General features: G+C 57.4%; 30 protein-coding genes and 2 pseudogenes. 17 read left to right on the forward strand and 15 right to left on the reverse strand.

The features are described from left to right. The first annotated feature begins 1 nt into the window (after position 1). A complete protein-coding gene (locus tag RHPLAN_RS06720; protein ID WP_157100104.1) occupies positions 2-712 on the forward strand; it encodes a DNA primase family protein in 711 nt (236 codons plus the stop codon). An 802-nt stretch (positions 713-1,514) separates the two neighbouring features. Here RHPLAN_RS06720 and RHPLAN_RS06730 read toward each other — a convergent pair. Both RHPLAN_RS06730 and RHPLAN_RS06735 read right to left on the reverse strand, forming a co-directional pair. Beyond that, positions 1,515-2,024 (reverse strand): Hsp20/alpha crystallin family protein, encoded by a 510-nt coding sequence (locus RHPLAN_RS06730; protein ID WP_068030705.1) that lies wholly within the window; start codon positions 2,022-2,024, stop codon positions 1,515-1,517. Positions 2,025-2,096: 72 nt separating this feature from the next. Beyond that, complete coding sequence (locus tag RHPLAN_RS06735; RefSeq protein ID WP_068030709.1) at positions 2,097-2,552, reverse strand: Hsp20 family protein; 456 nt, start codon at positions 2,550-2,552, stop codon at positions 2,097-2,099. A gap of 346 nt (positions 2,553-2,898) precedes the next feature. On the opposite strand from RHPLAN_RS06735, the gene RHPLAN_RS06740 reads away from it, so the two are divergent. From RHPLAN_RS06740 to RHPLAN_RS39065, 7 genes and pseudogenes are all read left to right on the forward strand, one after another. Beyond that, entirely contained in the window at positions 2,899-3,246 is a 348-nt protein-coding gene (locus tag RHPLAN_RS06740; protein WP_157100105.1) for a hypothetical protein, read from the forward strand. Between the two features lie 8 nt (positions 3,247-3,254). Continuing rightward, positions 3,255-3,512 carry a hypothetical protein gene (locus tag RHPLAN_RS06745; protein WP_068015107.1) on the forward strand — a complete coding sequence of 86 codons (258 nt, stop codon included), beginning with the start codon at positions 3,255-3,257 and terminating at the stop codon, positions 3,510-3,512. 35 nt (positions 3,513-3,547) lie between these two features. After that, the gene (locus RHPLAN_RS06750) at positions 3,548-3,727 is read left to right on the forward strand and encodes a hypothetical protein (protein ID WP_068015111.1); all 180 of its coding nucleotides are present in this window, start codon (positions 3,548-3,550) and stop codon (positions 3,725-3,727) included. 409 nt (positions 3,728-4,136) lie between these two features. After that, a complete protein-coding gene (groES, locus tag RHPLAN_RS06755; RefSeq protein ID WP_068015114.1) occupies positions 4,137-4,451 on the forward strand; it encodes a co-chaperone GroES in 315 nt (104 codons plus the stop codon). A 41-nt stretch (positions 4,452-4,492) separates the two neighbouring features. Beyond that, positions 4,493-5,277, forward strand: a pseudogene (gene groEL / locus RHPLAN_RS06760) (chaperonin GroEL); the annotation flags it as partial. A 230-nt stretch (positions 5,278-5,507) separates the two neighbouring features. Continuing rightward, a complete protein-coding gene (locus RHPLAN_RS06765) occupies positions 5,508-5,696 on the forward strand; it encodes a hypothetical protein (RefSeq protein ID WP_068015117.1) in 189 nt (62 codons plus the stop codon). Positions 5,697-6,053: 357 nt separating this feature from the next. Beyond that, complete coding sequence (locus tag RHPLAN_RS39065) at positions 6,054-6,251, forward strand: hypothetical protein (RefSeq protein ID WP_157100106.1); 198 nt, start codon at positions 6,054-6,056, stop codon at positions 6,249-6,251. 24 nt (positions 6,252-6,275) lie between these two features. On the opposite strand, the gene RHPLAN_RS06770 is transcribed toward RHPLAN_RS39065, so the two are convergent. Further along, positions 6,276-6,986, reverse strand: a complete 711-nt coding sequence (locus RHPLAN_RS06770) for a TIGR02594 family protein (protein ID WP_068015120.1) — start codon at positions 6,984-6,986, stop codon at positions 6,276-6,278. Between the two features lie 291 nt (positions 6,987-7,277). On the opposite strand from RHPLAN_RS06770, the gene RHPLAN_RS06775 reads away from it, so the two are divergent. Together RHPLAN_RS06775 and RHPLAN_RS06780 are read left to right on the forward strand one after the other, a co-directional pair. Then, entirely contained in the window at positions 7,278-8,333 is a 1,056-nt protein-coding gene (locus tag RHPLAN_RS06775) for a L,D-transpeptidase (RefSeq protein WP_237180065.1), read from the forward strand. Positions 8,334-9,023: 690 nt separating this feature from the next. Continuing rightward, on the forward strand, positions 9,024-9,428 hold the full coding sequence (locus tag RHPLAN_RS06780) for a hypothetical protein (protein WP_157100107.1): 405 nt from the start codon (positions 9,024-9,026) through the stop codon (positions 9,426-9,428). A gap of 1,093 nt (positions 9,429-10,521) precedes the next feature. Here the strand turns inward: RHPLAN_RS06780 and RHPLAN_RS38230 are convergent. After that, complete coding sequence (locus tag RHPLAN_RS38230) at positions 10,522-10,701, reverse strand: hypothetical protein (RefSeq protein ID WP_084244439.1); 180 nt, start codon at positions 10,699-10,701, stop codon at positions 10,522-10,524. A 169-nt stretch (positions 10,702-10,870) separates the two neighbouring features. Between RHPLAN_RS38230 and RHPLAN_RS38235 the strand changes: the two genes are divergently transcribed. The 3 genes from RHPLAN_RS38235 to RHPLAN_RS39075 all read left to right on the forward strand — a co-directional run bounded on the left by RHPLAN_RS38235 (position 10,871) and on the right by RHPLAN_RS39075 (position 12,996). After that, a complete protein-coding gene (locus RHPLAN_RS38235; RefSeq protein WP_237180066.1) occupies positions 10,871-11,098 on the forward strand; it encodes a hypothetical protein in 228 nt (75 codons plus the stop codon). 455 nt (positions 11,099-11,553) lie between these two features. Continuing rightward, on the forward strand, positions 11,554-11,904 hold the full coding sequence (locus tag RHPLAN_RS39070; RefSeq protein WP_157100108.1) for a hypothetical protein: 351 nt from the start codon (positions 11,554-11,556) through the stop codon (positions 11,902-11,904). A gap of 852 nt (positions 11,905-12,756) precedes the next feature. After that, positions 12,757-12,996, forward strand: coding sequence for a hypothetical protein (locus tag RHPLAN_RS39075; RefSeq protein WP_157100109.1), 240 nt, complete (start codon positions 12,757-12,759; stop codon positions 12,994-12,996). 679 nt (positions 12,997-13,675) lie between these two features. Here RHPLAN_RS39075 and RHPLAN_RS06800 read toward each other — a convergent pair. After that, a complete protein-coding gene (locus tag RHPLAN_RS06800; RefSeq protein ID WP_068015135.1) occupies positions 13,676-14,410 on the reverse strand; it encodes a Crp/Fnr family transcriptional regulator in 735 nt (244 codons plus the stop codon). Positions 14,411-15,629: 1,219 nt separating this feature from the next. Between RHPLAN_RS06800 and RHPLAN_RS39080 the strand changes: the two genes are divergently transcribed. Then, the gene (locus tag RHPLAN_RS39080; RefSeq protein ID WP_157100110.1) at positions 15,630-15,767 is read left to right on the forward strand and encodes a hypothetical protein; all 138 of its coding nucleotides are present in this window, start codon (positions 15,630-15,632) and stop codon (positions 15,765-15,767) included. An 88-nt stretch (positions 15,768-15,855) separates the two neighbouring features. On the opposite strand, the gene RHPLAN_RS06805 is transcribed toward RHPLAN_RS39080, so the two are convergent. From RHPLAN_RS06805 to RHPLAN_RS06825, 5 genes are all read right to left on the reverse strand, one after another. After that, positions 15,856-16,203, reverse strand: coding sequence for a substrate-binding domain-containing protein (locus tag RHPLAN_RS06805; RefSeq protein WP_068015137.1), 348 nt, complete (start codon positions 16,201-16,203; stop codon positions 15,856-15,858). 652 nt (positions 16,204-16,855) lie between these two features. Then, positions 16,856-17,107 carry a hypothetical protein gene (locus RHPLAN_RS06810; protein WP_068015140.1) on the reverse strand — a complete coding sequence of 84 codons (252 nt, stop codon included), beginning with the start codon at positions 17,105-17,107 and terminating at the stop codon, positions 16,856-16,858. 12 nt (positions 17,108-17,119) lie between these two features. Next, a complete protein-coding gene (locus tag RHPLAN_RS06815; RefSeq protein ID WP_084244443.1) occupies positions 17,120-18,481 on the reverse strand; it encodes an MFS transporter in 1,362 nt (453 codons plus the stop codon). A gap of 80 nt (positions 18,482-18,561) precedes the next feature. Next, positions 18,562-20,397: an alpha-keto acid decarboxylase family protein gene (locus tag RHPLAN_RS06820; protein WP_237180068.1), complete on the reverse strand. Its 1,836-nt coding sequence runs from the start codon at positions 20,395-20,397 to the stop codon at positions 18,562-18,564. Positions 20,398-20,465: 68 nt separating this feature from the next. After that, the gene (locus RHPLAN_RS06825; protein ID WP_068015144.1) at positions 20,466-21,347 is read right to left on the reverse strand and encodes a slipin family protein; all 882 of its coding nucleotides are present in this window, start codon (positions 21,345-21,347) and stop codon (positions 20,466-20,468) included. Between the two features lie 837 nt (positions 21,348-22,184). Between RHPLAN_RS06825 and RHPLAN_RS06835 the strand changes: the two genes are divergently transcribed. Further along, the gene (locus RHPLAN_RS06835) at positions 22,185-22,745 is read left to right on the forward strand and encodes a general stress protein (RefSeq protein ID WP_068015152.1); all 561 of its coding nucleotides are present in this window, start codon (positions 22,185-22,187) and stop codon (positions 22,743-22,745) included. A gap of 70 nt (positions 22,746-22,815) precedes the next feature. Next, positions 22,816-23,793 (forward strand): PRC-barrel domain-containing protein, encoded by a 978-nt coding sequence (locus tag RHPLAN_RS06840; protein WP_084244445.1) that lies wholly within the window; start codon positions 22,816-22,818, stop codon positions 23,791-23,793. Positions 23,794-24,396: 603 nt separating this feature from the next. On the opposite strand, the gene RHPLAN_RS38240 is transcribed toward RHPLAN_RS06840, so the two are convergent. The 5 genes from RHPLAN_RS38240 to RHPLAN_RS39095 form a co-directional block, all read right to left on the reverse strand. Beyond that, a complete protein-coding gene (locus RHPLAN_RS38240) occupies positions 24,397-24,606 on the reverse strand; it encodes a DUF3606 domain-containing protein (RefSeq protein ID WP_084244447.1) in 210 nt (69 codons plus the stop codon). Positions 24,607-24,706: 100 nt separating this feature from the next. Next, on the reverse strand, positions 24,707-24,907 hold the full coding sequence (locus RHPLAN_RS38245) for a hypothetical protein (RefSeq protein WP_084244449.1): 201 nt from the start codon (positions 24,905-24,907) through the stop codon (positions 24,707-24,709). After that, positions 24,888-25,040, reverse strand: a complete 153-nt coding sequence (locus RHPLAN_RS39085; protein WP_157100111.1) for a hypothetical protein — start codon at positions 25,038-25,040, stop codon at positions 24,888-24,890. The genes RHPLAN_RS38245 and RHPLAN_RS39085 overlap by 20 nt, the downstream gene beginning before the upstream one ends. Before the next feature lie 152 nt (positions 25,041-25,192). Further along, complete coding sequence (locus tag RHPLAN_RS39090) at positions 25,193-25,363, reverse strand: hypothetical protein (protein WP_157100112.1); 171 nt, start codon at positions 25,361-25,363, stop codon at positions 25,193-25,195. A gap of 240 nt (positions 25,364-25,603) precedes the next feature. After that, entirely contained in the window at positions 25,604-25,798 is a 195-nt protein-coding gene (locus RHPLAN_RS39095; RefSeq protein ID WP_157100113.1) for a hypothetical protein, read from the reverse strand. Positions 25,799-25,859: 61 nt separating this feature from the next. On the opposite strand from RHPLAN_RS39095, the pseudogene RHPLAN_RS06850 reads away from it, so the two are divergent. Beyond that, positions 25,860-26,402: pseudogene (locus tag RHPLAN_RS06850) on the forward strand (transposase); the annotation flags it as partial. Positions 26,403-26,720 lie beyond the last annotated feature (318 nt).

Here is a 26,720-nt window from a genome sequence, read left to right on the forward strand (position 1 = left end):
CTTGGCGCGGCTGCGCGCCATACGGATGCTCCGAACGTCCGAGGCTGAGAAGGACGCGGTGCTGGCAGAGTCCTTTATAAAGCTCGCGACCTCGAACGAGCCAATTCTCGTCCGAGAGCTGAACCAACCGTTTTTCGAGCTGCGGCCCCAGTTCAAGCTATTTATCTCAGGGAACTACAAACCGCGTATCCGCGGGACCGATGACGGCATTTGGCGCCGGATCATCCTCGTGCCGTGGCTCGTTAAGGTCAGCGATGAGATGTGCGATCCGCACCTCGCCGACAAGCTGAAGGCAGAGGCGTCCGGCATTCTGAATCGAATGCTTGAAGGGGTCGTAGATTGGATGAAGGGCGGCTTGCAGGTTCCGCCGCCGATCGCCGAGGCAACTGCGGAGTACCGTTCTGACTCGGACCACCTCGGACGCTTCAAGGCCGAATGCCTGCGCGAGGTGCCGGGCAGCCGGGTCGCTTCGGCGGACATCTATGATGTCTTCGTAGCCTGGGCGAAATCGACCGGCGCTCCGATCTGGACGCGGACCGGGTTCGGCAGGGCCATGACGGATCGCGGCTCCAAAAGCACCAAGTCCGGCAGCAATTACTGGATTGGCATCGAGCTCACGCGCCAGCTGTCAGATTTCGGAAGCGCTGACGAACCGCCTGTCGATGACCAAACACCACCGACGGCAACAGACGACGTACCCATCGAACACTGAAAGCCGAAGCTCAGGCGTCAAAACGCTCCCTATTTTGGGAGCGTTATTTTTTGAAAAGTCGGAGAAAACGTTGGCATTTCAAGGGTTGGGAGTGTTGGGAGCGATTTTCTGTAATGAGAAACGATAGGAGAGTACACACATATACATCTCTCTAGATATTAAGGCCCGACAGTAAAACGCTCCCAAGGCTCCCTGGAGAGTCCTCGGTGGGGGGCCGATCGATTTAACCGGGCCGATCTGACTTAACCGAGTTAACCGATTTAACCTTAAAAAATCTGCGCGTAACTAGCGCGAGCCCGGGGTGCGAATTACCCGCGTGGCGATTGGCTTCCAGAAGGACCCGAAGCCACCAGGGACTACGTACGCCGCCGATCCGCCGCTACCGAGCTAATTTAATGAACGGCACTGGACGGGAGGTCCTCGCGGACTTCGTTAGCGAGACGCAACCAAGTGTCGGCGATATGGCTCAGCATAACGCGCTGCGGCTCACTCACGGCAGCGAATGCCAGCGTGAGGCATTCTTCCCGGTGGCGAAGATATTCCGCTTCTTCCGCTGTCTGAAAACGGCGCATCGCATATTCGCCCCGAGAACGCGTGCATCTTAAGCCGAAGGGCCCGGAAGGAAAGCCGCTTTGAATGCATAATGCTGCTAGTGAGTAATTGCCGCTAACCGCAGGCGCGTGCAATTTCTTGAAGCTTTCATGGCGCAAAACGAACAAACAGCCGTGGGTGTCGACGGCTGTGTGAATACGGTCATGCCGGAGAGAGGCGGGAGCATGCTCCCGCCTCGTTTCTGGTCGGGTTATCTCTCGTTGATGGCGATCCGCCGGATGTTCGACTTCGCCGCCGGCAGACGAGGCAAGATGACGGTCAGCACGCCGTTCTTGAACAAAGCTTTCACCTTGTCGACATCAACGTCGTCGACCGGGATGCGGCGTTCGAACCGACCGTAGTAACGCTCGGTGAAGAGGCGGTCCCCGTCCTCCGTCTCGGTCTTTTTTTCTCCGCTGATCGTCAGAACGCCATCCGCGAGGTGAATGTCGACATCCTTTTCCTCGAGCCCGGGAAGCTCGGCGGTGACCTTCACCTCATTGGCGTGTTCGCTCACTTCGAGGTTGGGCCAACCCAAGCCCCCGCCGAACTGCCGGTCTCCAAGGCTTGGAAATCCCACATCGAAGCCGCGAAATGCATCGTCGAACAGGCGATTCATCTCGCGGTGGAGCGCGAGAAAGGGATTCGTCGCTTCGTCGTTTCTGCGGACAGCCAGATCGCTGCGACCGCGATTCCAGGGGATCAGATCTCTAATGGGCATGGCTTTCTCCACGGCAACTCCCGCCCGCGGCCATGAACGGCCGCGGGAGGGACTGGTCAGGCGTTGCTTTGTTTAGGCTGCTTTCTTCTGCGCGATCGTCGTCGTGCTCGTGCCGCCGTTGATGGCAATGCGCCGCGGCTTCATGGCCTCGGGCACTTCCCTCACAAGGTCGATCTTGAGCAGACCTTCCTCGAAGGAGGCGCTCTTCACCTGCACATAGTCGGCGAGGTTGAACACACGTCGGAACGGGCGTGCGGAGATGCCTTGATAGAGATACTCGGTGTCCGCCTTCTGAGCCTTCTGACCTTCCACGGTGAGAACATTCAGCTCCGCCGTGATGGCCACTTCGTCCGGGCTGAATCCGGCCAGCGCCAGCGAGATGCGGTAGTGGTCTTCGCCCGTGCGTTCGATGTTGTAGGGCGGGTAGGCGTCGTTGGCCTGGAAATGAGCCGATTGGTCCATCAGGTCGAAGAGGCGGTCGAAGCCAACGGTCGAGCGCCAGAGTGGGGTGGGGTCGAAAGTCCTCATTGCCATATCCTCCAGTTGAGCAACATGGATCACAAGGGAACGCCAGACACCTGTCCGGCGCCCGGTTGCCGGGCCCCGACCGGGCGCACGGCGCCGCACCGAAGTGCAGCGGCTGACGAATTAGAAAACGCCCGTGGCGTTTCAAGAGGGCGCCCAAAACTTTTTCGACCTGTCGATGAAGCGGAGCCGGGTCTGTTAACCGGGACGTTAACCGCCCCAAATTTTTTTGTTTTGGGTTCGGGAGCCCTCTTGAAAAATAAACCCGTTTTTCTTCCGCCGACGGCGCCCCATAAGGGCCGTTGCGGGTAACCGCTTTTATCCATGTCGCTTTACGAAGGATATGGCCATGACAGAGACAGCCAACCGAAAGGAATTCGATCTCGACTATCTGCTTCATCCGGCCGGGGCATTCCGGAACCCGATGGATGTCGTAGCCGACCCGGACATGACCGTTCAGGAGAAACGGGCCATTCTCGCGTCGTGGGCGTCGGACGCCTGCGCCGTGGAGGCCGCGCCTGACCTGCGGCGCCCCCCGGCCGCACCCACGGTGCGCTTTGACGACATCATGGATGCGTTGAAGCGCCTGGACGGAGAGGCGGCCAACACGCCCAACTACGGCAAGTTCATCAACCGCGCCCAGCGCTGGAAGGATCCCTACCGCAAAGAACGCGGTGGACGTTCCCTGTTCGGGTGAGGCCCGCCATGATGAAGTATGCCATCGCCGTGACAGCGGCGGTCCTGGCTTGCGCGCCCGAGGCAGCAAGCCAGAGCATCATGCAAAAGACGGACTGGAAAGACACCAGTCTCGAACGGTTCTTGCCTCCGGCGGACGGAGGCATTCCGTGGCTCCAACTCGACAACAAGACCCGGCTGCCAAAGGGCGACCTTCCGATCGGCCGCCAGGCGAGCTCGGGTGGCCCCTTCGTTTTCGGTCCCGTCGTGCCGGAAATGCAGGTGTAGGCCAATGCGCTGGCCGGTTCGAGGAGGATGTAGCCATGAGCGACCGGACCTGGATCAAGCTCGACGCGTTGCGGCAGCCCGGCATGCGGCGCGTGCTCGAAGCCATGAAGCTGGTTGAGCAGGAAGCCCCGAAGCTGGTGCGTGAGGCAGTTCTCGCATCCGATCCGGGCAGGAACACTCAGGCCGACGTCGGAGGTCAGCCATGTCCCTCCTGATGCTCGGGGTGCTTCTGTCGACCATCCTTGCGCTGAGTGCGGTGGCGCTGAACGCGGGCGATGGAGACGGATTTAGCAACGCCTGACGCGGCGGGCGTGAGGCTCCAAGCGAGCTAAAACCGCCAGCCGTCTCCGAAGCCCCGCCATCGAGCATGGCGGGGCTTCAGCCCGCCGTCTTAAGCAAGGAGATGATCCATGCTGACGCCATTCGTCACGGCTCTTGTGGTGGGCAACTGCGTGGCCGGTGTCTGCCTCGTCGCGAGTGTTGCGTTCGTCTGCGCGTTGGACCTCACAAAAAAATTTCACACGGAGGCTTGACCGCGATTGACGTGACACCAAATCGATTTTCCGGTTGCGCCGGGGGAGCTGGCCGACCTTTTGACATCGCTGGACTGACAAGGAGGGATTCATGACGTTCCGTCCACTGCATGACCGTGTCGTCGTGCGCCGTATCGAGGCCGATGAGAAAACCGCCAGCGGCATCATTATTCCGGACACCGCGAAGGAGAAGCCGTCGCAGGGCGAAGTGATTGCCGTAGGGCCTGGCGGTCGCGATGAAAGCGGCAAGCTCATTCCGATCGATATCAAGACCGGAGACCGCGTGTTGTTCGGCAAGTGGTCGGGCACCGAGGTCAAGATCGACGGCGAGGATCTGCTGATCATAAAGGAAAGCGACATCCTCGGCGTGATCGACGAGACCACCAAAATTCGCAAGGCCGCGTAATCCATCAAACATCCTGCATCCGAAGGAAGGAGGTTCTAGTCATGGCTGCCAAAGAAGTCCGTTTTTCGTCCGAGGCGCGCGAGAAGATGCTGCGCGGCGTCGACACGCTCGCAAACGCGGTCAAGGTCACGCTGGGCCCCAAGGGCCGCAACGTGGTGATCGAGAAGTCGTTCGGTGCGCCGCGGATCACCAAGGACGGCGTCACCGTCGCCAAGGAGATCGAACTCGAAGACAAGTTCGAGAATATGGGCGCCCAGATGGTGCGCGAGGTGGCGAGCAAGACGAACGATCTCGCCGGCGACGGCACCACCACAGCCACCGTTCTCGCGCAGGCGATCGTCAAGGAAGGATCGAAGGCCGTTGCCGCCGGTATGAATCCGATGGACCTGAAGCGCGGTATCAATCTCGCCGTTGAGACGGTGGTGACCGATCTTAAGAGCCACGCGAAAAAGGTGACCTCGAATTCAGAGATCGCCCAAGTTGGCACCATCTCCGCCAACGGCGACACCGAGATTGGACGTTTCCTTGCGGAAGCGATGCAAAAAGTCGGCAACGACGGCGTCATCACGGTCGAGGAGGCCAAGAGCCTCGAGACCGAACTCGAAGTCGTCGAAGGCATGCAGTTCGACCGCGGCTACGTGTCTCCGTACTTCGTAACCAACACCGAAAAGATGAAGGTCGAGCTCGAAGCCCCTATGTGCTGATCCACGAAAAGAAGCTGACCGGCTTGCAGACCATGCTGCCCTTGCTCGAAGCGGTCGTGCAGAGCGGCAAGCCGCTGCTGATCGTCGCCGAGGACGTCGAGGGTGAGGCACTCGCCACGATCAAGAGGTGCGCGATTATCTCCTGCGGGTCAACGAAAAGGTGATTGCCCACTATCGCCAGCTCCTTCGAACAGGTCCGGCTCACCCGCCCGATCACGAACGCATTCAACGCGGCCTCGCGGCGGCTGAAGCGGACCGAGCGATGCTGCTTGGAACATCGGCATGGCGCGCTGACGCTGCGTGATGCAGCTACCTGCTTCTCATCCAAGAAGTTCATCCGAGTTAGCCAGAAATGAATGAGCAACAGCAAGGCTTCGACATCGTCATCAATGGCGTGAACCGGTTCGTTGCCGACCTGGAGCTCAGCGCCATAGCAAGCGCCGGCTTTCACAAGGAGCACTTCCCGCAAGACACGGTGCAGATATGCACGCGCGCCAACGGCACATTGCGAACCGTTCGAGGATATGCGCGGCTGGAGTAGCGCCGACCGATGCGATCGTCCTCGTTTGGAGTACGACGCGGAACTGCGGCACCCCGAGTTGCCTCAGTTGCCCGAGTTGCCCTTAAAAAAGGAGCGTTAAACTAGCGCGCAATCGGGGTGCGAACTACCCGCATGCAAGCGAGGCCTCAGAAGGACCCAAGCTCGGTTTTTGTTCAAAAGTGGTCGCTAGGTAATCTCTGGCAGGCGTCAGTCCGAGCGGGCTGATACCATTAAATATCGTCCTTCATTAGGAAGTGACCATGGGCGATCGGGCGTTGTGCAGTGCTTCCGGCAACGCTGAATCGCAGAACCGATAAACGAGCCGAGCGTTGAACCGTCGGAATCATGGAGGTCGCCATGACCACCAAGGACGACCGTGGCGTTGCGCTTGGCGTTTTGGGAATTGCTCTGTCTATTGTAGTGCTCTTTGCAGTGATGGCGATGACAGCCGCCCGTCGGTGCGGTATCGACATCACGCTATTCCAGTCCTCAGCCAGTGGCCCGACAACAAAGCCAAGGCCTTCGCATTCGACGGTCACCGCAGACCTTCGATGACTGCCTTTTATCGCAACATGGATGCTATGGAGCAACGTATGCGTAGATATGACTTCGCGAATAGACCGCCTCCGCAACGCGGTGCGTGTAATTTCCCGAGATGATGATCGGGTTTCCACTCGCGGCAAAGCCGGTAACCACTCCAACGTGCCCGCCGCTTTTGCCGCGTCTCATGACTGCTATAGCGCCAATCTCTGGGCCTACGAGACGTTTGCCGTAGGAGGCAAAGGACTGCGCCATGTCCGACGACGTCCCGGAATAGCCGAGACGAGTAAGAACGAAATTCATAAAGTTTGCGCACCACAACTTCCGAAGGCCGGTTGGGTTGGTGCCGATCCAACGGCGCGCCTCGATAATGATCGATGTGCTCAAGGGAGTTTTCACATCGCCCCCCACGATGTTCGAACCGTCCTCATGGACGGCAAGCAACCTCATCACAGGCCTGTCCAGTTGATGTTTCGCGTGGGAGCGGAAACTCCCCCGCTTTACGAAAGGGCTCTGTTTGGTAATCAGCGACACATGCGTTGCTTCAAGGCTCGGGCTGGTTAGCGCGAGGCTGTCCTGTCCAAGCACATGCGATTCCGGCACGTCGGCGTTGGCCGCCGCCGTCGATTTAATCATGAAGAAAGCGAGCAAGGCCGATAGTTGCGAGATTTTCTTCCGCGATAGTTCGAATTTCTTTTCAAAGAAGGTTTTCTGACGCTGATCGAAAGCTTGATTGTAGGCAATGATCATTCTCGCAATCGCGGTATCGTCGATGTAACCGGGTGGTCCAACAACAATCATTTTTACATACCGTGACTACAGTTGTTCGCAGCGCATGAAATTTGGATGACTTGTCACGGCGCAAGCCCCCACTGTGACGGATCAGAGTACAGCGCAACGCTCGGCACATTCTGTATAAAACAACACACATTTAGTTGGTCGCGTGGGTTGAAAACCGATGCGCACGAGAGTCGATATCAATTGGCGGCTCCGGAACGATTGGGGCCTTACCGTGTTGCCTGCGTGACGCGGGAGTCTTTTATGCGAATGACATTGGTCTCTGCAGCATTCTGTTTATGTTTTGCAAATTCGACGGTTGCAGCACCGAACGCGCCTGCTTTGCCCGTCTCCATTCGAGCCCAAACTGTTAATGACGCGGAATGGAGCGATAAAGCCACCCAGGAAACCGTCGGCCCGATGACGGTCAAATTGCAGGTCCTGCTGGATCGTGCCCACTTTTCACCGGGCGAAATCGACGGAAAGAGAGGCGAAAACCTCGATAAAGCAATTGCAGCCTATGCTGCCGCACAAGGCGCAAACTCCGGCATGTCGACAGAGCTTTGGCAAAAACTTATCGAAATGTTCAAGGGGCCTGTCATTGTCGGGTACAAGATTTCGGAAGGCGATGTCAAAGGGCCCTTTGCCGAGAAAATTCCGGAGAAAATGGAGGACATGAAGGATCTACCGGCATTATCCTACATCAACCCGAAAGAGCAGCTCGCTGAGAAATTCCACATGAGTCCGGAGCTTCTGGTTTCGCTCAATCCTGATCAGCAGAAGTTCGATAAGGCGGGCGCAACGATCATGGTCGCCAGCGTTGCAAGCGCCAAATTGTCAGAGAAGGCGGTCAAGATCGAAGTTGATAAGGGCAAGCAAATCTTAAAGGTGTTGGGAAAGGCAAAGGCACTGCTCGCGGTCTATCCCGTGACGGCAGGAAGCACGGAGAAGCCTGCGCCAGATGGCATACTCAAGGTAACGTCCATCGCCGCGAACCCGACGTATCGGTACAATCCCGACTACGCTTTCAAAGGTGTGAAATCTCAGGAAGCTTTCACCATCAAGCCCGGTCCCAACAACCCTGTTGGGCTGGCCTGGATCGGGCTGAACAAAGAGGGCTATGGCATTCACGGAACGCCAGAGCCCTCGAAGATCAGCAAGTCTGAATCGCATGGATGCATCCGGCTGACGAATTGGGACGCGCTACAGCTTGCTTCAACAATCACGAAGGGCGTTCCGGTCGAGTTCATCGGCGACGAGAAGGATCGCCCCCTAGCTCAAGCTCAAAAACGGAAGGGCAAGCGTTCCAAACCGCGTTAGAATACCGGCAGTCCGCTCGTCCCGCTGGAGCTGCTCGCCCGCCGGCGAGACGGTTGAACAAGCGTCGTGTTTGCTTCCGTGCGAACAAACACGATTTGGCGGTTGCCTCGACATGATTGCGCCCGCCAAGAGGGGGGCTCGGGGGCGGGCGCAAAGCCGGACGGGAGTTCAATCACATCCGGCACAGGCTGATGGACCAGCCCGACTATCTTTTACGGTCGCAATCTGTGGCGAAGATGACTGAGCAAAATTGCTCACTTTTGGCAAAATCGCAGTGGCCCGTTTTGAATTGCGAAGCGGCCCACTTTTAAAGTGGTCCGTTCGATACGGCGCCGATTGGACAACCGTCATACTCTATTCATCATCAAAAAGCGGGGGAACGACATGTTGAGTCATCCAAGTTGTGTGAATTGCGGACAGTCGTTGATAGGTCACGTCTGCCACCGCATTCTTTTGCGTGCAGTGTGGGTTGGAGTAGCGCCGACCGATGCGATCGTCCGCGTTTGGGCCACCTCGATTGGCGGTGATGCCGCAATCGTTCCAGAGCCGCGAAATAACTCGTGCAGATCGGCACCCGGCGACCAATTAAGACGTGCTGTTTGATACGGAATGCATTGGGCGATGGCGCGTGCCGAGCATGAACGGAATCTCGAGATGAGAGTTATCGTGCGGACAGGCTAGGAGTTATTCGTGAGCGCGGCCGGCGAATATTATCGAGAACTCAGCAGGCATTGTATGGCTGTCGCAGAGAACGACCCGGTGCAAAAACTTTCGCAACTGGCTGCCGCGTCAGTTTGTCTGGCTCTCGCCAAAAAATTTGATAGCCAGGATCAAACTGAGCGCGACCAGCTTGCCAGATCCGGCCAGCCAGATGTCGGAGTTCTAGCGTCCGGCACGGCTGCGGACCAAAGCACGAAGCGCCTGGTTGAGCGACGCCGGACGAATTCCGATGCCATCAGGAGCCCAGCCAGCGTCATTCTTGGAATTTCCTCGATGATCCTCGTTGCGTTCGTATCTGCATTTTACAATCATCCGGCAATGCGGACTCCCCAAATTCTGACTTCATTGCAACAGTACGTCATTGCCACCTTCTAGCGTGAAACCGTCAGTGGACGATGGAAGCGATGACGTAATAGCCGCTACCAAGAACCACGACGCCGCCAGCGACCAACAGGATCGGCAGGAGAAAGACGGGGATCCTCTTCTTCGTCGTGGCCCTCAACTGCGGCTTATAGACCTGAAGGAGCGAGCGTGCGTTCTCAACCGGTGCAGTGCCCGCCCTGGTGCCAGACCACTCAACCGACGCGCGGCGGCGGCGAGGACTTGCTGGCCGGCGCTGGTTGCTCATGCGCACGTTGTTACAGCCTTGCGCGCCAGGGCCAACCTATGGCGGCCGCGAAAGCGACCGCACCGACGGTCGCTAGAACAAGCGCGATTTCGACCTCAGTCATCTGGCGCTCCAGAAATGCAGAATGCCAACGTGAATTAGCGACTTTGGTTCCGGCCGGCGTGGCAGGGGATCGCATGGCACCGCCAGCCGATGGCTTGCCGACGGATGGACGCTCCTACTCTTTGCATCACGATGACGATGAGCAATTTTGAACAGATCGTCGCTTCGTGGTCTGTTACCTGCGCTCTGGGGCAAAGGAAGCCCGCATAACCACGCGGGGGGTTCATGCACAGGGAATGTTGCGATGAGTTTGGTGAAAGAGGCCCTCGGGGCCACATTGTTTGCGGCGTGGATCGTCGGTCTCGTCCATCAATTGGGTTCGTGGTCGATGACCGCTGCTTATGTCGCGATTTCTCTCGTGATGGTCACTGTAATTTTCAGCGACCATCTCGTGGTCAAATTCCCACCTCGGCGAAACCGCCGAAAATAGATGCGGCTGGAGAAAATCCGGTCGCGGCCGTTTGCCGCGGGCGTCGACAGGCCCGTACGCCGGACCGGCGCAGAATGCAATTCAGTGCCTGCGCTGCGGTAACGCATTTGATCTGGCGAGGGGGTAGACAAGCACATTGCCTCCTACATCGAGGAGGTGCGACCTGTCGCGATAGGCCGCGACGGATGCCCGTTATGTCGCGCAGCTCGAAAAGCGAGAATGCATTTCTCAAAACTCAGATTGCGATCAAGGACACTCAGGACACGGTGTTGCTGGAACGGGACCGCGAAACGGTCGTCTGCCCGTGTTCACTTGGGTGCTTTTGGTTGCTTCTGCTTGGCTGCTCGATCCAGGGGGACGGCAACGTCATCTTCGTGACGTTCAGCATTTCCGATTGTTTTGCCAGACATGTTCCCTGGATTGAAATGAAACTTGCCCGGTGGCATTTCGCCCGGTCGTGTCTTTTTGGGGTCTTTGTTGTCGCCCATTTCAACTCCTTGAATGTCTATCGACAACGGCAGCCAGATGGGTTCGTTCCTTAGTGGCCGGTTGAATAACGAAGGGGCACAAGCGCTTGGTTCGAGGAGCGATTGCGCGTCCATTATGTTGTTTTTACTAACCACCAAAGGCGAATAGTAGATTCGTGGTCTTGCCATTGTGGCCGTTGTCTCGCTGGCGTGTGCGGCTCCGGCCACTGCGGAAGAAGTCGGTGTTGGCGTTGGGCCAAACGGTGTGTCCGTTGGTGCTGGTCCGGACCGCGTTGTTCGGGAGCGTGAGGTCGTTCGCGAGCGTGAACCGCGCCGCGACAAGGAAGTCATCATCAAGAAGGATCGCGATCCTGATGTGACGGTTGAGAAGAAGACCATCACCAAGGAACGCGACTAAGTTCGACTCTGGAGAAAGCCCCGGCCAGAAAGCCGTGGCTTTTTCTTTGACTTCAGTTGCGCACCCCTATCCAATTTCAACACTGACCGCCGTTGGACTCGACTAGTCGCGGCATGCCGCGGCTGGGATGCATTTCCATGACGCGAAGGCGGACGAGCCCGAACGGCGCATATTTTCACTATAACGCGTGCAAGCGACACGACGCTGCAGCGCAGGCAACAGCAACAAAGCCAGAAAGAAAGAATAGTGTCGAATAGTTCGACACCACTCGTTTCCCGAGCTTCGCATCTTATATACAGAGCATCGCCGGCAGCGGCCCGAGGCCCAGGCGCCGCTGACTGAGAGCGTCGCGCTCCCGCCTGTACGCGGAGAAGTGCTATGCGCCATTCCTGTTCAGACTTTCATCCGGCATACGCGCGCTTTAATGAGCGCACCTCAAAAGGCGGAGCGCGTCGATGACACGTGCTGGTGCGGCTCTGGCTTTGTCAGGCGCCATCTTTCTCGCCACGACTGTGTCCCTAATGGCAATGGATAACGGGATTCCAAAAATTGACGTTGAGAAGCGTTGCCGCGCTTCTCAACACACGAGCGAAAAGATCTTGGGCACCGTTCCCTCACCCAATGCCTTCGACGCGTGTTTGAGGGACGAACAGGCGGCACGCGGGGCACTGGTCCGATCATGGGCAAATATGACTGCCGCGACGAAAGCTCTGTGTGTGCAGCCGATGGTCTTTTCAGCCAGCTATATCGAATGGCGCGAATGTGTGGAAATGGAGGGACACGTGCAAGCGCTCAAGAAAAAATGACGACTGGCAAACAATCTGATTTGATGGGCCATTGGGTCTGAAATCTCCACCACGCCCTCAAGCTGGCGTTTAAATTGATTTCTTGCGCTGCGTCCTGAGGTTCATCGGCCTCCCTCCTAAGCCCCTTTGAGCTCTTACGGAACGATCCCAACAGCGGCGAGTTGACCTTGTGATCCCAACCGCATCGCCAGCCCGGACGCGCCATCTGCCACAGCAGTTGGCATCGAAAGAGGCGTCTTGAGCGGCAACCAGGAGACTGAAATGACGATTCACAATGACCCAAATTCTAACAACCCAAATCGCCGCGTCGGTCGCGACGAAACAAGTTACACCGGCTGGATAGTCGGGGGTGCTGTAGCGCTCGCCGTCGTGTTCGGAATCGCCATGATGTATAACCGCAACGGCTTGCATACCGCGTCCGCAGTCAATCCGAACGCGCCCGCAGCCACGGCATCAGCTCCGATAACGGCGCATTCAACGAATGGCTCAGCGACACCGTCAACGCCGAATCCGTCACCTGCTCCGGCGGCTCAATAACGCTTCTGAAAACATGCAAGTCCCCTCTCCGGGGTCCTTAAAGGTTGAGGTCCTCTGTGGCACGCGGATAATGCCGACCAAGAAGCACCCTATCTTGACCATGTCGCTAATGGAGACACGGATGTGAGCGCGCTACTAGCCCAGTTCGACCCCGAGTGGCCTATTTTGATTTACGCAGTGGCCTACATTGAAAATGAGCAAAACGGCACAGATTCCAAATTCCACGCTGTCTAGCATTTGATATCACCGAAACAGCTTCGGGCCTCGGTGACTGAGAGACAGTGGTGCTCCCGCCCATAGTCATGGGAGGTGATTATGAGTGCTCACGAACAAAACACTTACTTCGACGATCAAGCCCTAGCAGCAATGATCGTTGCATACGACCGCGCTTGCTGCTCGCTTCGACCTTTAGGGCTAACCCCGATTGTTCGGGAAATAATCGGACAGCGCATCATCGAAGCCGCCAGACAAGGCGAGCGCGACCCGGAACTGCTTCACCAGCAAGCCTTGGCAACTCTCGGCATCGAGAAAACCGCCAACGTACTTGCGGCGTAGGTCTCACAATCCCCCAAGACCTGACGCCATGATCCCGCGTAGCGTGATCATACGAGGCCCAGCTCTTCCCCGGGGCTGGGCCTTGCGCACATCGGAACTCGGTGCAGCCAGCGGCTGGTTTGAAAAAGTGTTCGATTTTGATCACTTTTGCTGGACCGATGGGTCAAGCGGCCCATTGTACCCGGTAGGAGTATCCCACCATCAATGTCTATCGACGAGTTCGTGCCGTGCGAGCACGCGGCACACAGGCTGATTTCGTCACTGAGCTGTCTCCGCTCGGTAGTGATCCCGGCCATCGCATTTACCGTTGCGTCTCATGTAAGCGGTCCACATGGGTCGCTTGGAAGTTTGCGCCGAAGCAGCCGCCGCAAGCGAGCCAATCGGTGCAGCTACAGCAACAACAGCCGCAGCCGAAGAAAGACGAGCCGAAGGAATGGGTCGCCTCAGTTTGGCCTATGTGTGCTCATGGCTATGCTAACGTCCGCGATGGCCGAAAAATCAAAACAGCTAACACCTGAGTATGCGCGACAGAAGGCGGCAGAGTGTATCCGTCTCGCTAAGCGCGCCACGCAGCCGTCACACCGCATAATGCTCGAACACAAGGCCGAGACATGGGGGCGAACGCGAGTGAGATAAAGCGCGAGCATTAGGCCACCTCGGCGGCGCCGGCTCGCAGGGATTAATGTGACTCGGCGGAGCCGCTCACGGTGCGAGGCTGATCGGCCAGAAGAACGCCCACCAAAGAACTGTGAACTTCAAGGTGTCCGTTGTAATCAATGAAACCCATTTTGCGGAACCTATTCATAAAGTGACTCACGCGTGATCGCGTCGTGCCAATCATCTCAGCGAGAGTTTCCTGACTGATCTTTGCGAGAATGGGCTCCGTTCGCCCTTCTTTGCCAAAATTTGCCAATAGCAGTAACAGCCGCGCCAACCGTTTCTCGGTCGAGTTGAAAAGTTGATCGACCAGGTCTTCCTCAATCCGGGCATTCCTCACCAGAAGATGTGAAACGAACATTTGCGAAAATGTGGGCTCATCTTGAAGCAGCCGCTGGATCTCGGTTTTGGTCACTCGCATCGTCTCGCATTCCGTCATCGCTGACGCTGTCGCTAAACGCTTAGGCTGACCGATCAGGCAGCCTTCCCCAACAAATTGGTCTGGCCCCAAGAGTGCGACGACGGCTTCCTTTCCATCCTTCGATACAACGGCGACTTTAACCTTGCCTTTCTTGATATAGAAAACCGCATCTGCATCATCGCCCTGAGCGAAAATGACTTCGTTCTTTGAATGATTGGAAAGGTCGCGACCAAGAGCCGCCGTTGCAAGAAACACCGCAGGATCAAACACCGCCCTGCTTGCTGCCTTGCTACTTGTGCTCGACTTTACGGACCTTGTTTTAGGTGAACGAGCCATCACGGCTTTCCCTTCGTTCAGACAGGTGCGAGATTGTCTCTCAGCCACCAACGCCTGGCACACGGCCGCTGTAGGTCGTTCTATCATATTAAGATCGCGGGCACAGGATTGTTAGATCATTCGCGAAGACTTTCGGCGGTGGCGCGATATGTTCAAAGCCGCGTGAAAGCGCTCCTCTGGGCAATTACCGCAATCAAAAGAGAAAAACGGTCTGTTTGGAACAGCCAGCGTCTTTGGGAAAGGCGCAACCTAGCAAGATCATCGATACAGCGATCGGGCCTGCAGCTCACTACGGCAGCTCGCGTGTGCCGCCAAAGTGCGTGAACTCATCGCAAGCGGATCATTGAGGCGACCACCAATGAAGAGTTCGATCCGCTCCGCCTTCGTTCAGAAGCACTCGCGGGCTTCAGCGTCGATGACGTGTCGATGGCTGTTGTTGGCGTGCGCCGGTAACCAGAAGACCCCGGCTGGTTCCCCGCTAGTCGGACGCTTTGCTTTCTAAGTTTCATCACGACAGGAGCAATCTATGGCACTCTACTATCGAATCAGTCCGTGGTTGGTGCCCCCACTGGTGGTGCCCATCTTGCTTGTACTTTTGATAGCCGCAACGGGGCTGGCCCAATGACGATCACCACAAGGTATGGAAAAAAGCTCCGGGTGCCATCAACTCTTCAAATCAAGCATCAGCTTCTACTCTTGTGGCTAAAGAACCAAACTGCAGAGGAAGCTGCCAAAGACAAAGCAGACGACCACCCGCGCGAGAGACACTAATCCTGACTATGCGATGGCCGAGGAGCAGGTGCGCGATGCTCAGCAAGCAGCGCAGACCATGGGCTTGCAACTCCATGCTCTGTTGGTCCGCACAAGCAACATCGCCGTAACGGCTCTCGGGCCAAGGTGTCGGTGCAAGACCGTGCGGGCGCCGTCATGACCGAAGTCTGCTGCTGTGGGGAGTTCGGGCGCGGGCAGATCAACAGCGGCGATCGTGTCGATTGATCTGGATCAAATGCTCTGAGGGCAATTGCGACAATTGAAGTGCCATGCGTCCATTCCTCTACCGCTGTCCAGTCACCGGCCAGAACGTCCAAACCTGGGCTGCTGACGATGGCAGCCACGAAGGCGAAACACAGACTGTTGCCTGCCTAGGTTGCCGTCGACTCCATTTAGTCGATCCAAAAACAGGAAGGGTAGTCGGGGCGAACGAAGATTAGTTGCGGCGATGCGGGACTTCATCATCATCACCGTGCTGTGCCTGGTGGCCGCAATTGTCGCCGACCGCATGTGGCTGGACGGCAGATACGCCGGCAAGATCACGCGCCAGTGGGGATTGGACATGAGTCCGTCCAATCGCAGATAGGCCGCCTCAGTTGGCGGCCTCTTTCGTTTTGGCGTAATTTCTGCTCATGGCACGCCGCGTCTAAAATCGATGTCCGTTGTCACAGCAGCTATTCGGGGTACACCGGACATCCCTGGATTTGGGGCGCAAACGACCCCGTTGACCCATATGCGAGATGGGCTTGCTTAATTGGTTGCGGCTCGATCATCCATTTGGCGTCTACAACAGCCGCTGTTTCAGGACCCGCGAGAAACCGAAAGATCGTCTTTGCGGCGTTGGCATCCCCGGCATTTTTGCCCAGGGCCGCTGAGAATGCGAATGTCCGCCCAAACTCCGGCGCAAACGGAATGAACTCGATACCGGGGACCATCCTGATCTCATTCGAGAGTTGGACCGCGATGTCAGCTTCCCCTTTGGCAACGAATGTCGCGTTGCATTGACCGCGCGTGAGCTTCATTTTCGGAGCTAACTGGTTCCGGGATGCCAAGTCGACGGAATACGTTGGCAACGTGAACCCCTGCGACGCCACCTAATGAGGTTCGTCTTTTGCGACGGGAAGCGTGTTGCTTGCGGCGTGAGTTTCCGACTGAAACACTGAATTGGCTGGAGTGGTCGCAGTGCCTGCGTCCGCCGTTGTTGCGTGGTGCCGCGCCGAGATAAGAGACAGCGCTATCGCAAAACATATCCAAACTAGTGAGAAGCTTGTCCGTTGGGCGTGGACTCCTGCGATTTCTGTCAACGCCGCGGTTCCACCCTCAATGCGTCGCGGTAGAAGCCGTACCAAACGAGTAGCAATAGCTTCGATCTCCGACGATTTCCGGCTTCTAGCGGAGGCGACGTCGAGGATTGAGGCCAATGTTGTCTCAGCCGTTTCTCTGGGCATCGCTGCCAATAGCGCAGCCTCTTCCCACGGATCGATATTGTTCCGCGCCAGAGCGGAAAGTACGCTGAGAGGTGTCCCATTGGCTTCTTCGTAGACCGAAGCAAACAAAAATTCGTTGTACACGGAAGTTGGGCCTAAAGCTAACTGGCGATTATTCACGGCGAAGCCGCCTTTGGTTACAGGGCAAAAACTCACGTCGACGTGCTGAGCGCGCGGATGTTGAGTTTCACTCTTCGCCCACTAATCTTGCCCTGATTAGCCGCGCTTTGACTATGGCAGCCAGGACCTCAAGCTCGGCGGCGAAGAGCTCGCCATCTTGTTCTGATACGTCGAATTGCATTTCTTGATTTTGGGATAAGACTCTTATTTGAAAGCAGTAGTCGGGTTCACGATCCTTGTGACAAACGAACCGATAATTAGCCTTGATCATCTTCAGGTCGCAAAGAGGTTCTGGCGTATCCATTGTTTGCTGTTCCATTCAACAACTCCCTTACGTGGCTGCCGCGCGAGGTATCGCGATGCTGCCTTTGGGGGCCTTCGACGCCTTGGTCGCAAGTCCGGTCTCATGAATAAAGAAGCTTAGGACGATAGCGACTACGACGCCGCCGACGAGCGGCAGGAAGCCGTCCTGAAACTCATGCAGCGTGAGCGGGGTGCCCTGGGGCACCATGAGACGCGAGATGAACGGCGACATGATGCCCGTCGTGACGAACACCAGAAAATTCATTATGCCCGCCGCCGTTCCTTTCACTTGTGAAGGGTTGGTTTCCTTCATCATGGAGAAGGGGATCATCGCGGCGCCAGACGCGATGCCAAGTACGAGCGCCACTGAAAAAGGTGGGAGGGTTCCTGGCGGTACGTAGATGGCGGTCAGTCCGGCGCCCAACATAATCAACTCGCCAACAATCAACACTGGCTTGCGGCGCCCGATCTTGTCGGCAATGTAGCCGAGCAGGGGGCATCCGATCACCCATCCGATCGGCACCATAGAGGCGTCCGTCGCGGCAGCTGCCATCGGCATATTCTCGCCGGCGTGAAGGAAGGAGGTGGCCCAGACCAGCGCACCAATTGTGGTGGGCAGGAAGAGAAGGCCGCCGACGATCCCGGCAAGCCAGCTCTGTACGTTCCCGAACACGATCTTGAACGGATGGAGCAGACTGGCAAGCGATAGTGGGCCGTGGTGGCTGGGACTGTCGCCTTGCTCAGACGGCATGATGATCCAGGTTGCAACGGCAAGAACAAAGCCCGCGCAAGCGAAGGCAATCCAGATGTATTGCCATGCAATTTGGAAACTCCCGGCTGGGTCGATCGCCATATGAACTGGCTTGGAGCCAAACGCAGCGCCTGCCATGCCAAGGCATTGCGTGAAGCCGATAAACATCGCCAGCATTCGCGCCGGTAGATAGCGGGCCGCGACGTAGGATGAGCCGATGAATGCGAAGATTGCGCCGATGGCTTGAAGAACGAACCCTGCCATGCCGGCCGCTTCGCTGCCCTGCGCGAATATCAGGCAGCCGATTCCCACGACTGCGATTCCATAGGGTATGGTGTGGCGAGGGCCGTAGCGGGCGAGTAATACGCCGGCGACCAGGGCCATTACCGCGTAGGCTACATAGTAGGCCGAGATCATCGCGCCGATATGATTGCCGCCCCATGCAGAGGTCAGCTCCTGCTGCATGATGCCCGGAGCGGAGCGCACCGCATACTGGAAGAAGTAGAAGATAGCGCAGAGCAACCAGGCCAGGAAGAACAGCGGCTTGAGGTCATGTGGAGTTGAAGGCTCGGCGGATTTCTGAACCCTCGCATTGGTGGATGGAGCTACGATCTTGGCAGTCAAGAGAGGAGGTACCATGGCGTTCGATTCCTTGCGGGCAGTGTTTGCTAACGGGCCGATCCCGTCGAAGGGGATCGGACCGTTCTGGTGGTAGCGAGCTACTGCGGGCTCGGTGGCCTACCGTTGGCCTTCGCGACCAGATGGCCCCAGGAAATAAGGTCGGACGTGCAATCGTCGCGATCGATGATGCATTCGATCAGCGTCGGCCCATCGTGGTTGGCGAGCGCGAGCTTGATAGCGTCGGCAAGTTCTCCGCCATTGGTGGCGCGCAGGCCGCTGCCTTGCCCGTCCTCGGCGTTGAACACCTTGATCAGCCCGGCATAGTCCCAATTCTTGACGTTGTTATAAGGACCATCATGGATCTCGACCTCGATCGTGCATCCATGATTGTTCATCAGGAAGATGATGACCGGAAGCTTCAGCCGGATCATCTGCGCCACCTCCTGCGCTGTAAGCTGGAAGGCGCCATCGCCGATGAGGGCAATGATCCTCCGATCGGGCGCGCCCACGGCGTACCCGAAGGCTGCCGGCACCGACCATCCGATATGGCCCCATTGCATCTCGATCTCGAAGCGCGCGCCCCTCGGCAGCTTCAGCTTCATGCCATTGAACCAAGAATCGCCTGTTTCAGCGATGACCGTGGCGTTGGCGGTCACAAGGGGACGAATTTGCCGAATCAATTCGGCTCGTATGAGCTTTGCATCGGGCTTGGCAGCGTCTTCGGGGAAAGGCTCAGTTCGGACGCAAGCCCATTCAATCATCGTGGCATCGCGCTTCTCGACCTTGCGGGCGAGGGCAGGCAGGAAATCGCTCAAGTGAACCCGGCCGAATTCGCGCCCGTCCAGATGGACCCGGTTCGGGTCCGCAGTCAGCACGGTTGGACCGCCTGGCATCGCGGTCCAACCGACCGTCGAATAATCATTGAAGAGTGCACCAACGCAGACCACGCCATCCGACCAATCGACAACGGATTGCGCGCCGGGAGAGCTGATCTCGCCCCAATAGATGCCGATGAACTGTGGATGATCCTCCGGAAAGAAGCTCTTGGCCGCAGCCATGACCGCGACGGAACAGCCGAGGGCATCGGCAAGTTCGATCGCCTCTTTCTCAGCCCCCGCAGCGCGCAACTTGCTTCCGATCAGAATCACCGGCTTTTTCTTGCTGCGAAGAAAATCTGCTGCAGCTGTGACTGCCGCATTAAGTGACTCGGAATCGCTTGGCTCGCGATCGATGACTGCACTGATCGGCCCTGGTGCTGCGCAGGGAGCTGCAGCGAGGTTGCATGCGATCTCGATGTAGGCCGGCTTCTTTTCGCGCAGCGCCATGCGGATTGCATAGTCGATCTTCTCAGGCGCTTCGGCCGCAAAAGTGATCGACACCGCGGCGCAGGTGATCTTTTTTGCCATCTCGAGCTGATACATGAAATCGTGCGTCCCGAGCGTATGGTGAAGCAGATGATCCGCCGCCCGGTCGTTAGTGTTAGGCGCGCCAGACACCAGGATGACCGGCAGGTTCTCGGCGTAGGCGCCGCCAAGCGCGTCGAAGGCCGAGAGCGCGCCGACACTGAAGGTCACGACCGCGGCAGCGACACCATGTGCGCGTGCATATCCCTCCGCGCTGAATCCGCAGTTCAACTCATTGGAGCAGTAAACCTGCTTCCTATCCTTGTTCGTCAGAAGCTGGTCCAGCAGGACGAGGGTATAGTCGCCGGCAACGGCAAAATGATGCTTTAGGCCGATTTGAGAGAGGCGAGCCGCGAGATAGCTGCCCACTGTATAAGTCACGGCCGTGTCACTCTTGGCTACGGGTCGCGTCTCGGCGCCAACGATCGGAGATCGGACGGAAGGCGCCTTCGTTATGTTCGGACGTTGCCTGGTCGGGGCATCGAGATGCGTGTGTTCGGACGGCATCGCTGCATTGGTATCGATCGTCATTACGATTATCCTTGTTGCGGTTAAGCGCGGCCGGTCACCGTTGCGGTCGGCATGATGAAATTGGAGTGCTACCGCGGCCGAATTGTCTGTGGCAAAGGTCCGTTTGCTTTTTGAGGCGCCGATTGCTGCCCGGCCAATGCGAGGGCGACAACCGGGTTCATGCTGTCGACCATCGATGTCGGAATCAGGATCGTGGCGCCGCGTTCCTTGGTGGTCTCATAGATGATGTTCATGGCGCGTAGCTGCAGAGCCGCAGGATGATCCGCGTAGGTTTTCGCTGCCTCGACAAATTTTCCCGCGATCGCGGCCTCGGCGGACCCAAGGATGACGCGGGCTTCTTTTTCGCGTTCAGCCTGCGCCTGTCGGGACATGGCATCCTGCAAGGCTTCCGGAATTGCTACGTCCCGGATCTCGACGGACTTCACCGAGATGCCCCAGTCGGAGATTTTGCGGGCGATTTCTGTACGCAAGAGTTCATCTGCAGCGCTCCGTTCGGACAGCAGCGCCGAGAGCATGGATGAACCGATCATCTCGCGAAGCGACGTCTGCGCCACCCGGTCGATGGCTTCGCGATAGTTTGTGATGTTGAGGGCCGCCTTCTGGGCGTCATGGACGAACCAAAAGATGATCGCGTCCACATTTACCGGAACCGTATCTTTCGTCAGTGCCGCTTCCGCGCTGAAGGCAGTCGTCTGGATTCGCTCGTCGATCACGGCTACGACGTTGTCGAGGACCGGGATGATGAGGAAGAGGCCCGGCCCCTTTACGCCGCGCAGCTTGCCCGCGCGAAGGATGACGAACTTTTGCCAAGTGTTGGCCATCTTGAGCGCGGAGGCAATGACGATCGCGGCGAGCACGAATGCGATGCCCGCGACGACATATCCAACCGCACCGAAGGCTGCGCCAATGGCAACGCAGGAGATCGTGAGAAATACAGTGATAGGATTCATTGCCGCGGCTTTCCTACTCAACAGAGCCGCCCCACAGGAACATAGCTAATCCGTTTTCTCATAGTTACTGAGCGATATTGCTCACAAAACCTTTCGGACCATCACGATGACGCACTCGCATTGAGAGAGCGGCTAACAGCAACTCGATCTGCGCACGCCGGTTATTCCCGTCGGACGTGTTCCGCCATGCAGGCGCTATACGCTTCGATATTTTCAACGCCATAAACCCACGTCGGATATTTGCTGTCGGCGCGAACGCTGCACTCATGCACGGCTAGGGCCCTCGCGGAGCTGATGCCGTCCCCACTGTCCCAGGCGTGGCCTTTGATAGCGTCGGCTTGGCTGGGCAACACGAGGGCGCCAACGGAAATGCCGAATGCGAGCGCGACGAATGACTGCAAAGTGATTTGCATAGACGCGTCTTTCTGAAAAATTATTCGTGAGGCGAACCTATCTAAAGGAATTCCGCCTCTTAATAGTTCCACGGCGGGCTCAAATACATTCCGTTTGTTTGATGTGAGGATAGAAAGTGCGGCTCGGCACTTTACATCGGCGAACGTGGGCTTTGTTTTGCGATGACATCCGATCACGTGGCTGCATCGCTGTAACGCTTGTGAAGGGTGTCTTCGTCATTCCACAAAAATTCGCACGTTGTAGCAAGCGTGTGATTGTCCAAGCACTCTCGGCTGCGAGCCCCATCGTGCGTGTTGCATTGAATGAGTATTAAGCTTTTTTAATGTGAGCAATCCGAGACAGTCACACCTCTCTCTGAGTGGAATTTTGGAATCACCCTAGGAAATTCGACGCAAGTCGCCGCGTTGCCAGAAAGAAGTTCACATGAGAATCGATGACTCAGTCGTTGCCATCTTCGCAGATCATCAGGCAGCGGAAACCGCCGTGAAAAAACTAACCAGTGCCGGCTTCGAGATGAAGAATCTTAGCATTGTCGGCAAGGGATACCATACGGACGAAAAGGTCGTTGGCTTCTACAACATGGGTGATCGCGTCAAGTTCTGGGGCACGAGAGGCGCGTTCTGGGGCGGCTTCTGGGGCTTGTTCTTTGGCGGGCTGTTTATGACCATTCCCGTCGTCGGGCATGTCGTCGTGCTCGGCTATCTGGCCACGATTGCAGTCGCGGCCATAGAGAACGCCGTCGTGGTTGGTGGGTTGAGTGCGCTGGGCGCAGCCCTCTATAGCATCGGCATCCCAAAGAACAGTGTCGTTCAATACGAGGCGGCTCTGACGGCGGATGATTTTCTGGTCATGGCGCATGGTACGGCAGACGAAGTGGCGCGCGCCAAGTCGATCCTTGGTACGGCCAACCCGTCTCGCCTTGATGTGTATCCGGACGCCAAAGCGGCCGAGCCGACTGATCGGCTCGTCCCGGCCACTGGCTGAACGGGACGAAGCCTGGCGGGCGACCGCCTAACGCGGAATTCAATCCCGTCGCCAAGCTAAGGCGGCAGTCATGATCAAACTCATTGCGGCAATCCAGATGGATGTCGCGTCAAAAAAAGACAACAAGGGAACACAACACATGAAACGCTCTGTTCTCCTTAGCTCCGTGGCCGCATGCCTTTGTCTTGGTCTCGCCGTTCCACTGCTCGCGGCTGAGCCTTCGGCGACCGGCGCTGCGAACCAGCCGTCTCCCGGCGCTAAGAGCGCTGCAGCCACCCAGCCCGCAGAAAAATGTCTGAGCGACCTCCGCGCCTTCAACAGTCAGATGGAGAAGGACGGTTACTGGCTGGGCGGTTCCGGCTACAGTTACGGCTATCCCTTGGGTGAGCCGGGATATGGCTATCGGATGGGTGATTCTCCAGCGTCGACCGCTGGTTATCACAACGCGAGGCCGGGCTATGAGGTCCGGATCCTCGTCGCCTCCGCTACCATTCTCGCACGAAACGGCCAGCAGCAGCCGTGCGAGGATGTGCTCGCGACGACCCGAGATACCTACCAGCGCTACGTGACTGAAATGCACAGCGGAAAAGTGCACACGGTGGACGTGCCGGGTTGGCGGAAGCAGCAGATTGCAGCCGCGCAACCGGTTACCAGTCAGAATACCTCATTCCGGTCCGACCAATTGCTCGGCACCGATGTTCGCGACACGCACAACGAAGCCCTCGGCAGCGTCGACGACATTGTGATGAGTCCGCAGACCGGCAAGATCGCCTATCTGGTGGTCTCCCGAGGAGGAATATTCGGGATCGGTGAGAAATACGTCCCAGTTCCTTGGCAGAGCTTCAAGGTCACCCCGAACGCCAACCTTCTCGTGCTTGATGCCACAAAAACCGCGATGGACGGCGCCCCACAAGTGAAGAACGACCAGTTCGGGCCAGGCGGCAACTTCGTTCAGGAAAGCCAGAAGGTGGATGCCTACTGGAAAACGCACTTGTCGGACAATGGCGCCAACCTGCCGACCAAAGGCACCACCGGATCCAAAAATTGATCCGATGTTTCTGAACGCACGACCGAGGGGTGGCTCAAATAAAAGGATCTTGTGATGTTACGGAATGCATCCGCGATCGACGGCTATGCCGTTGCGGCAAGCGACGGCCGGGCGACTTTAGATCAAAGCGCAGATCCAGGAGACCACCTCGGACTATGATAAGGAGAAGCTCCAGGAGCGTCTGGCTAAGCTCGCCGGCGCGTGGCGGGGCCGGGCAGGAGAGAGCGTGAGCGACGATCCTTACAATATTCTTGGGGTGAAGAAGGATGCCACGCAGGCGGATATTCGGTACGCTCGACAGCATCGCAACCGTCCTGTTCGGACCTCGGTCCGAAATTGCGCCCCGCGCAGCTGCAGACGCTTGCGGCGTCATTCGAGCGCTCGGTCATTCAGCGGCTCGGTTAAAAACAGCGGTCCCGTCAGGGGTCGCGTAGGTCATCCAGTAGAGGAACATGTACTCAACTCAAAACATAAACACCGGGAAGAGCTGGTCAGAGATGGACCTTGAGGACATCCACGACTTCATTCCCGTCATGACTCTGGCGGAGCTTGCCGACTACCTCTGCCGCTCAGAGGAAGAGGTAGCCGCAAAACTTGAAGAGCTTAAAGTTTCTCCGCGACTCGGTTGAGCTTGTCGCGGTTGTTGCCAACCTTCTTGATAAGATTCCGGGCCTGCTCACGGGAAATCCCGTGCTTGGTGGCGACGTAACCGACCTCGTAGCCTTCACTCCCCAAAACCTTGCTTCGATCAGCCTTGTCCCGTTTGGATTTATTATCCGCATCTGAACCTCCTCCGGTTGATATGGTTGGCATAGGCGCGCTTCCCGGAGCGGCTTAGCGCCTAGCAAACGCTCGGTCTTGGGCCCAACGGGAGCGAAGAGCCCGGCCGCCAAGCGCGTTCGGGCTTTTTCGTTTATCCGAGCGCGCCTTCTCCGGCTTCGCGGGGTTCGACGGTTATCGCTACGCCGTAACCAAGCTTGATGGCATTTGACGCAGCGATAGCGGCAGATTCAAACGCGGCCTCTTTGGTGGCGTAATCACCTTCAAGAACGCCATCGTGGTTGACCGCCCAGTTTTGCCCCTGGCGGATAATCTTATAGCTCGCTGTGGTCATCGTTCCGGCCCTTGTCTTTGTCGATCGGTCCCTTGCGCTCGCGCTTCAGGCCCTCGGGGAGTTCATTCTCACCGCCACGAAGGTCATCCTGCGATTTGTCCTGGCCGGTGAGGCCCTTTTTCTCTTCGGTCATGTGGGATCCCTATCTGAGGAAGAAAAAACCATCAGAAATCCCGACAGGCAGATCACCGCCAGCGCCGCGACGCGAGAGTAGGGTTCTTCGCCTTGTGCTGGTTCGGGTTCACCTCTTTATCGACCACACTACTGACGGTTTGCTGGCGCGGGTCATCCATGAACGTGCTTCCGCTTTTCGAGCCAATCTTTTGTATCAGCCATTTTTTCCCAGCTCTCCGCTAAACTTTCGAGCCGCGCCTTGACCTCGGGCTTATTGGTTCCCTCGATTAGCTTTTTGCAGTTCTCGGCGTGCCGTCGCATGTCTTCAACGGTGTGCCTCATGTGACCTCCCAGAAGAGTGCGAGCACATTGAATGAACGGAACCAACGTGGCCTAGTTCCACAACGAAAAAGCCCGCCGAAGCGGGCTTCACCGTCGAAGATTTAGCCCTCGTAGGGTGTAGGTTTGGGCACGAGCTTAAACGTCACTTTGGTCGGAGCCTTAGCCAATGGGAGTAACACCATTTCAAGCCAGCGCTGATACATCACAAACGGAATCATCATCGGGTTCATGTTGTGCTCCTTACGCGGCGGCCGCTGCGGGCGAAAACGTCAATTCAGGCCACACCATCAGCAGAAATTCACGTCCACAATCACACTGGAAGTGTTTCACCGCGGCGTCTTCCGAACGCTTCTCTAGCTTGACGTAGCGCATGGCTTTTCCACACGCGCAGTCAGGTACATCGGTGGAATTGGGCTCAAGCAGTCGGTCAAACATCAATGGCTCCGGGTTCTATGGAGATAATGCGCTGCAAGAGACTTCGTTCCGCAGCGCAGCATATCTGCAGCAGCTCGATACGGCCGATCGCCAGGAGAAGTCGGAGGCGCTCAAAACCTAGACAGATCGCCTCAAAGACAAGATCGCGAAGCTGAAGGAGCAGATGCAGAATCTGGGGGAACTCCGGGTGCAGATGCTGGCGGCCCCGGATCAACAGATATCACTGACCGATCCTGACTCTTGCTCGATGGCGACCAGCGGCCGAGGGTCTGGTGTCGTCGACTACAACGTTCAAGTTGCCGTGGAGACCAAGCATCATCCGATCATCACGCATGAGGTGACCAACGTCGGAACCGACCGATCGCAGCTCTCGACCATGGCGAAGGCCGCGAAGGCGACATTGGGAGTAGAGAGCCTCGATGCGGTCGCTGACCGCGGCTACTTCAGCAGCGAAGAGATCCTAGCCTGCGAGAATGCCGGCATCATGGTCACGCTGCTCAAGCCGATGACCTCGGGCATCATTGCCAAGTGGCGTTTCGGCAAACAGGACTTCCGCTACCTGGCCGAGCAGGACGTTTACATCTGTCCGGCCGGGGAACCACTACACCAACGAAGAACATGGCATGCTCCTGCGCCGCTATTCCTTCGGCTCGTCTTTCTTCGGCTGCGGCTGTTGTTGCTGTAGCTGCACCGTTTGGCTCGCTTGCGGCGGCTGCTTCGGCGCAAACTCCCAAGCGACCCATGTGGACCGCTCACATGAGTTGCAACGGTAGATGCGATGGCCGGGATCACTACCGAGCGGAGACAGCTCAGTGACGAAGTCAGCCTGTGTGCCGCAGTGCTCGCACGGCACGAACTCGTCGATAGACATTGATGGTACATTGATGGTGGGATACTCCTACCGGGTACAATAGGCCGTTTG

The sequence above is a fragment of the Rhodoplanes sp. Z2-YC6860 genome, from assembly GCF_001579845.1.
Lineage (GTDB): Bacteria > Pseudomonadota > Alphaproteobacteria > Rhizobiales > Xanthobacteraceae > Z2-YC6860.

Excerpts from the sequence above, each read along its gene's own strand:
- RHPLAN_RS06730 (WP_068030705.1), bottom strand. The coding sequence starts at position 2,024 with ATGCCCATTAGAGATCTGATCCCCTGGAATCGCGGTCGCAGCGATCTG.
- RHPLAN_RS06735 (WP_068030709.1), bottom strand. The coding sequence starts at position 2,552 with ATGAGGACTTTCGACCCCACCCCACTCTGGCGCTCGACCGTTGGCTTC.
- RHPLAN_RS06740 (WP_157100105.1), top strand. The coding sequence starts at position 2,899 with ATGACAGAGACAGCCAACCGAAAGGAATTCGATCTCGACTATCTGCTT.
- RHPLAN_RS06745 (WP_068015107.1), top strand. The coding sequence starts at position 3,255 with ATGATGAAGTATGCCATCGCCGTGACAGCGGCGGTCCTGGCTTGCGCG.
- RHPLAN_RS06750 (WP_068015111.1), top strand. The coding sequence starts at position 3,548 with ATGAGCGACCGGACCTGGATCAAGCTCGACGCGTTGCGGCAGCCCGGC.
- groES (WP_068015114.1), top strand. The coding sequence starts at position 4,137 with ATGACGTTCCGTCCACTGCATGACCGTGTCGTCGTGCGCCGTATCGAG.
- RHPLAN_RS06765 (WP_068015117.1), top strand. The coding sequence starts at position 5,508 with ATGAATGAGCAACAGCAAGGCTTCGACATCGTCATCAATGGCGTGAAC.
- RHPLAN_RS39065 (WP_157100106.1), top strand. The coding sequence starts at position 6,054 with ATGACCACCAAGGACGACCGTGGCGTTGCGCTTGGCGTTTTGGGAATT.
- RHPLAN_RS06770 (WP_068015120.1), bottom strand. The coding sequence starts at position 6,986 with ATGATCATTGCCTACAATCAAGCTTTCGATCAGCGTCAGAAAACCTTC.
- RHPLAN_RS06775 (WP_237180065.1), top strand. The coding sequence starts at position 7,278 with ATGCGAATGACATTGGTCTCTGCAGCATTCTGTTTATGTTTTGCAAAT.
- RHPLAN_RS38230 (WP_084244439.1), bottom strand. The coding sequence starts at position 10,701 with ATGGGCGACAACAAAGACCCCAAAAAGACACGACCGGGCGAAATGCCA.
- RHPLAN_RS39070 (WP_157100108.1), top strand. The coding sequence starts at position 11,554 with ATGACACGTGCTGGTGCGGCTCTGGCTTTGTCAGGCGCCATCTTTCTC.
- RHPLAN_RS39075 (WP_157100109.1), top strand. The coding sequence starts at position 12,757 with ATGAGTGCTCACGAACAAAACACTTACTTCGACGATCAAGCCCTAGCA.
- RHPLAN_RS06800 (WP_068015135.1), bottom strand. The coding sequence starts at position 14,410 with ATGGCTCGTTCACCTAAAACAAGGTCCGTAAAGTCGAGCACAAGTAGC.
- RHPLAN_RS39080 (WP_157100110.1), top strand. The coding sequence starts at position 15,630 with ATGCGGGACTTCATCATCATCACCGTGCTGTGCCTGGTGGCCGCAATT.
- RHPLAN_RS06805 (WP_068015137.1), bottom strand. The coding sequence starts at position 16,203 with ATGAAGCTCACGCGCGGTCAATGCAACGCGACATTCGTTGCCAAAGGG.
- RHPLAN_RS06810 (WP_068015140.1), bottom strand. The coding sequence starts at position 17,107 with ATGGAACAGCAAACAATGGATACGCCAGAACCTCTTTGCGACCTGAAG.
- RHPLAN_RS06815 (WP_084244443.1), bottom strand. The coding sequence starts at position 18,481 with ATGGTACCTCCTCTCTTGACTGCCAAGATCGTAGCTCCATCCACCAAT.
- RHPLAN_RS06820 (WP_237180068.1), bottom strand. The coding sequence starts at position 20,397 with ATGACGATCGATACCAATGCAGCGATGCCGTCCGAACACACGCATCTC.
- RHPLAN_RS06825 (WP_068015144.1), bottom strand. The coding sequence starts at position 21,347 with ATGAATCCTATCACTGTATTTCTCACGATCTCCTGCGTTGCCATTGGC.
- RHPLAN_RS06835 (WP_068015152.1), top strand. The coding sequence starts at position 22,185 with ATGAGAATCGATGACTCAGTCGTTGCCATCTTCGCAGATCATCAGGCA.
- RHPLAN_RS06840 (WP_084244445.1), top strand. The coding sequence starts at position 22,816 with ATGATCAAACTCATTGCGGCAATCCAGATGGATGTCGCGTCAAAAAAA.
- RHPLAN_RS38240 (WP_084244447.1), bottom strand. The coding sequence starts at position 24,606 with ATGCCAACCATATCAACCGGAGGAGGTTCAGATGCGGATAATAAATCC.
- RHPLAN_RS38245 (WP_084244449.1), bottom strand. The coding sequence starts at position 24,907 with ATGACCACAGCGAGCTATAAGATTATCCGCCAGGGGCAAAACTGGGCG.
- RHPLAN_RS39085 (WP_157100111.1), bottom strand. The coding sequence starts at position 25,040 with ATGACCGAAGAGAAAAAGGGCCTCACCGGCCAGGACAAATCGCAGGAT.
- RHPLAN_RS39090 (WP_157100112.1), bottom strand. The coding sequence starts at position 25,363 with ATGAGGCACACCGTTGAAGACATGCGACGGCACGCCGAGAACTGCAAA.
- RHPLAN_RS39095 (WP_157100113.1), bottom strand. The coding sequence starts at position 25,798 with ATGTTTGACCGACTGCTTGAGCCCAATTCCACCGATGTACCTGACTGC.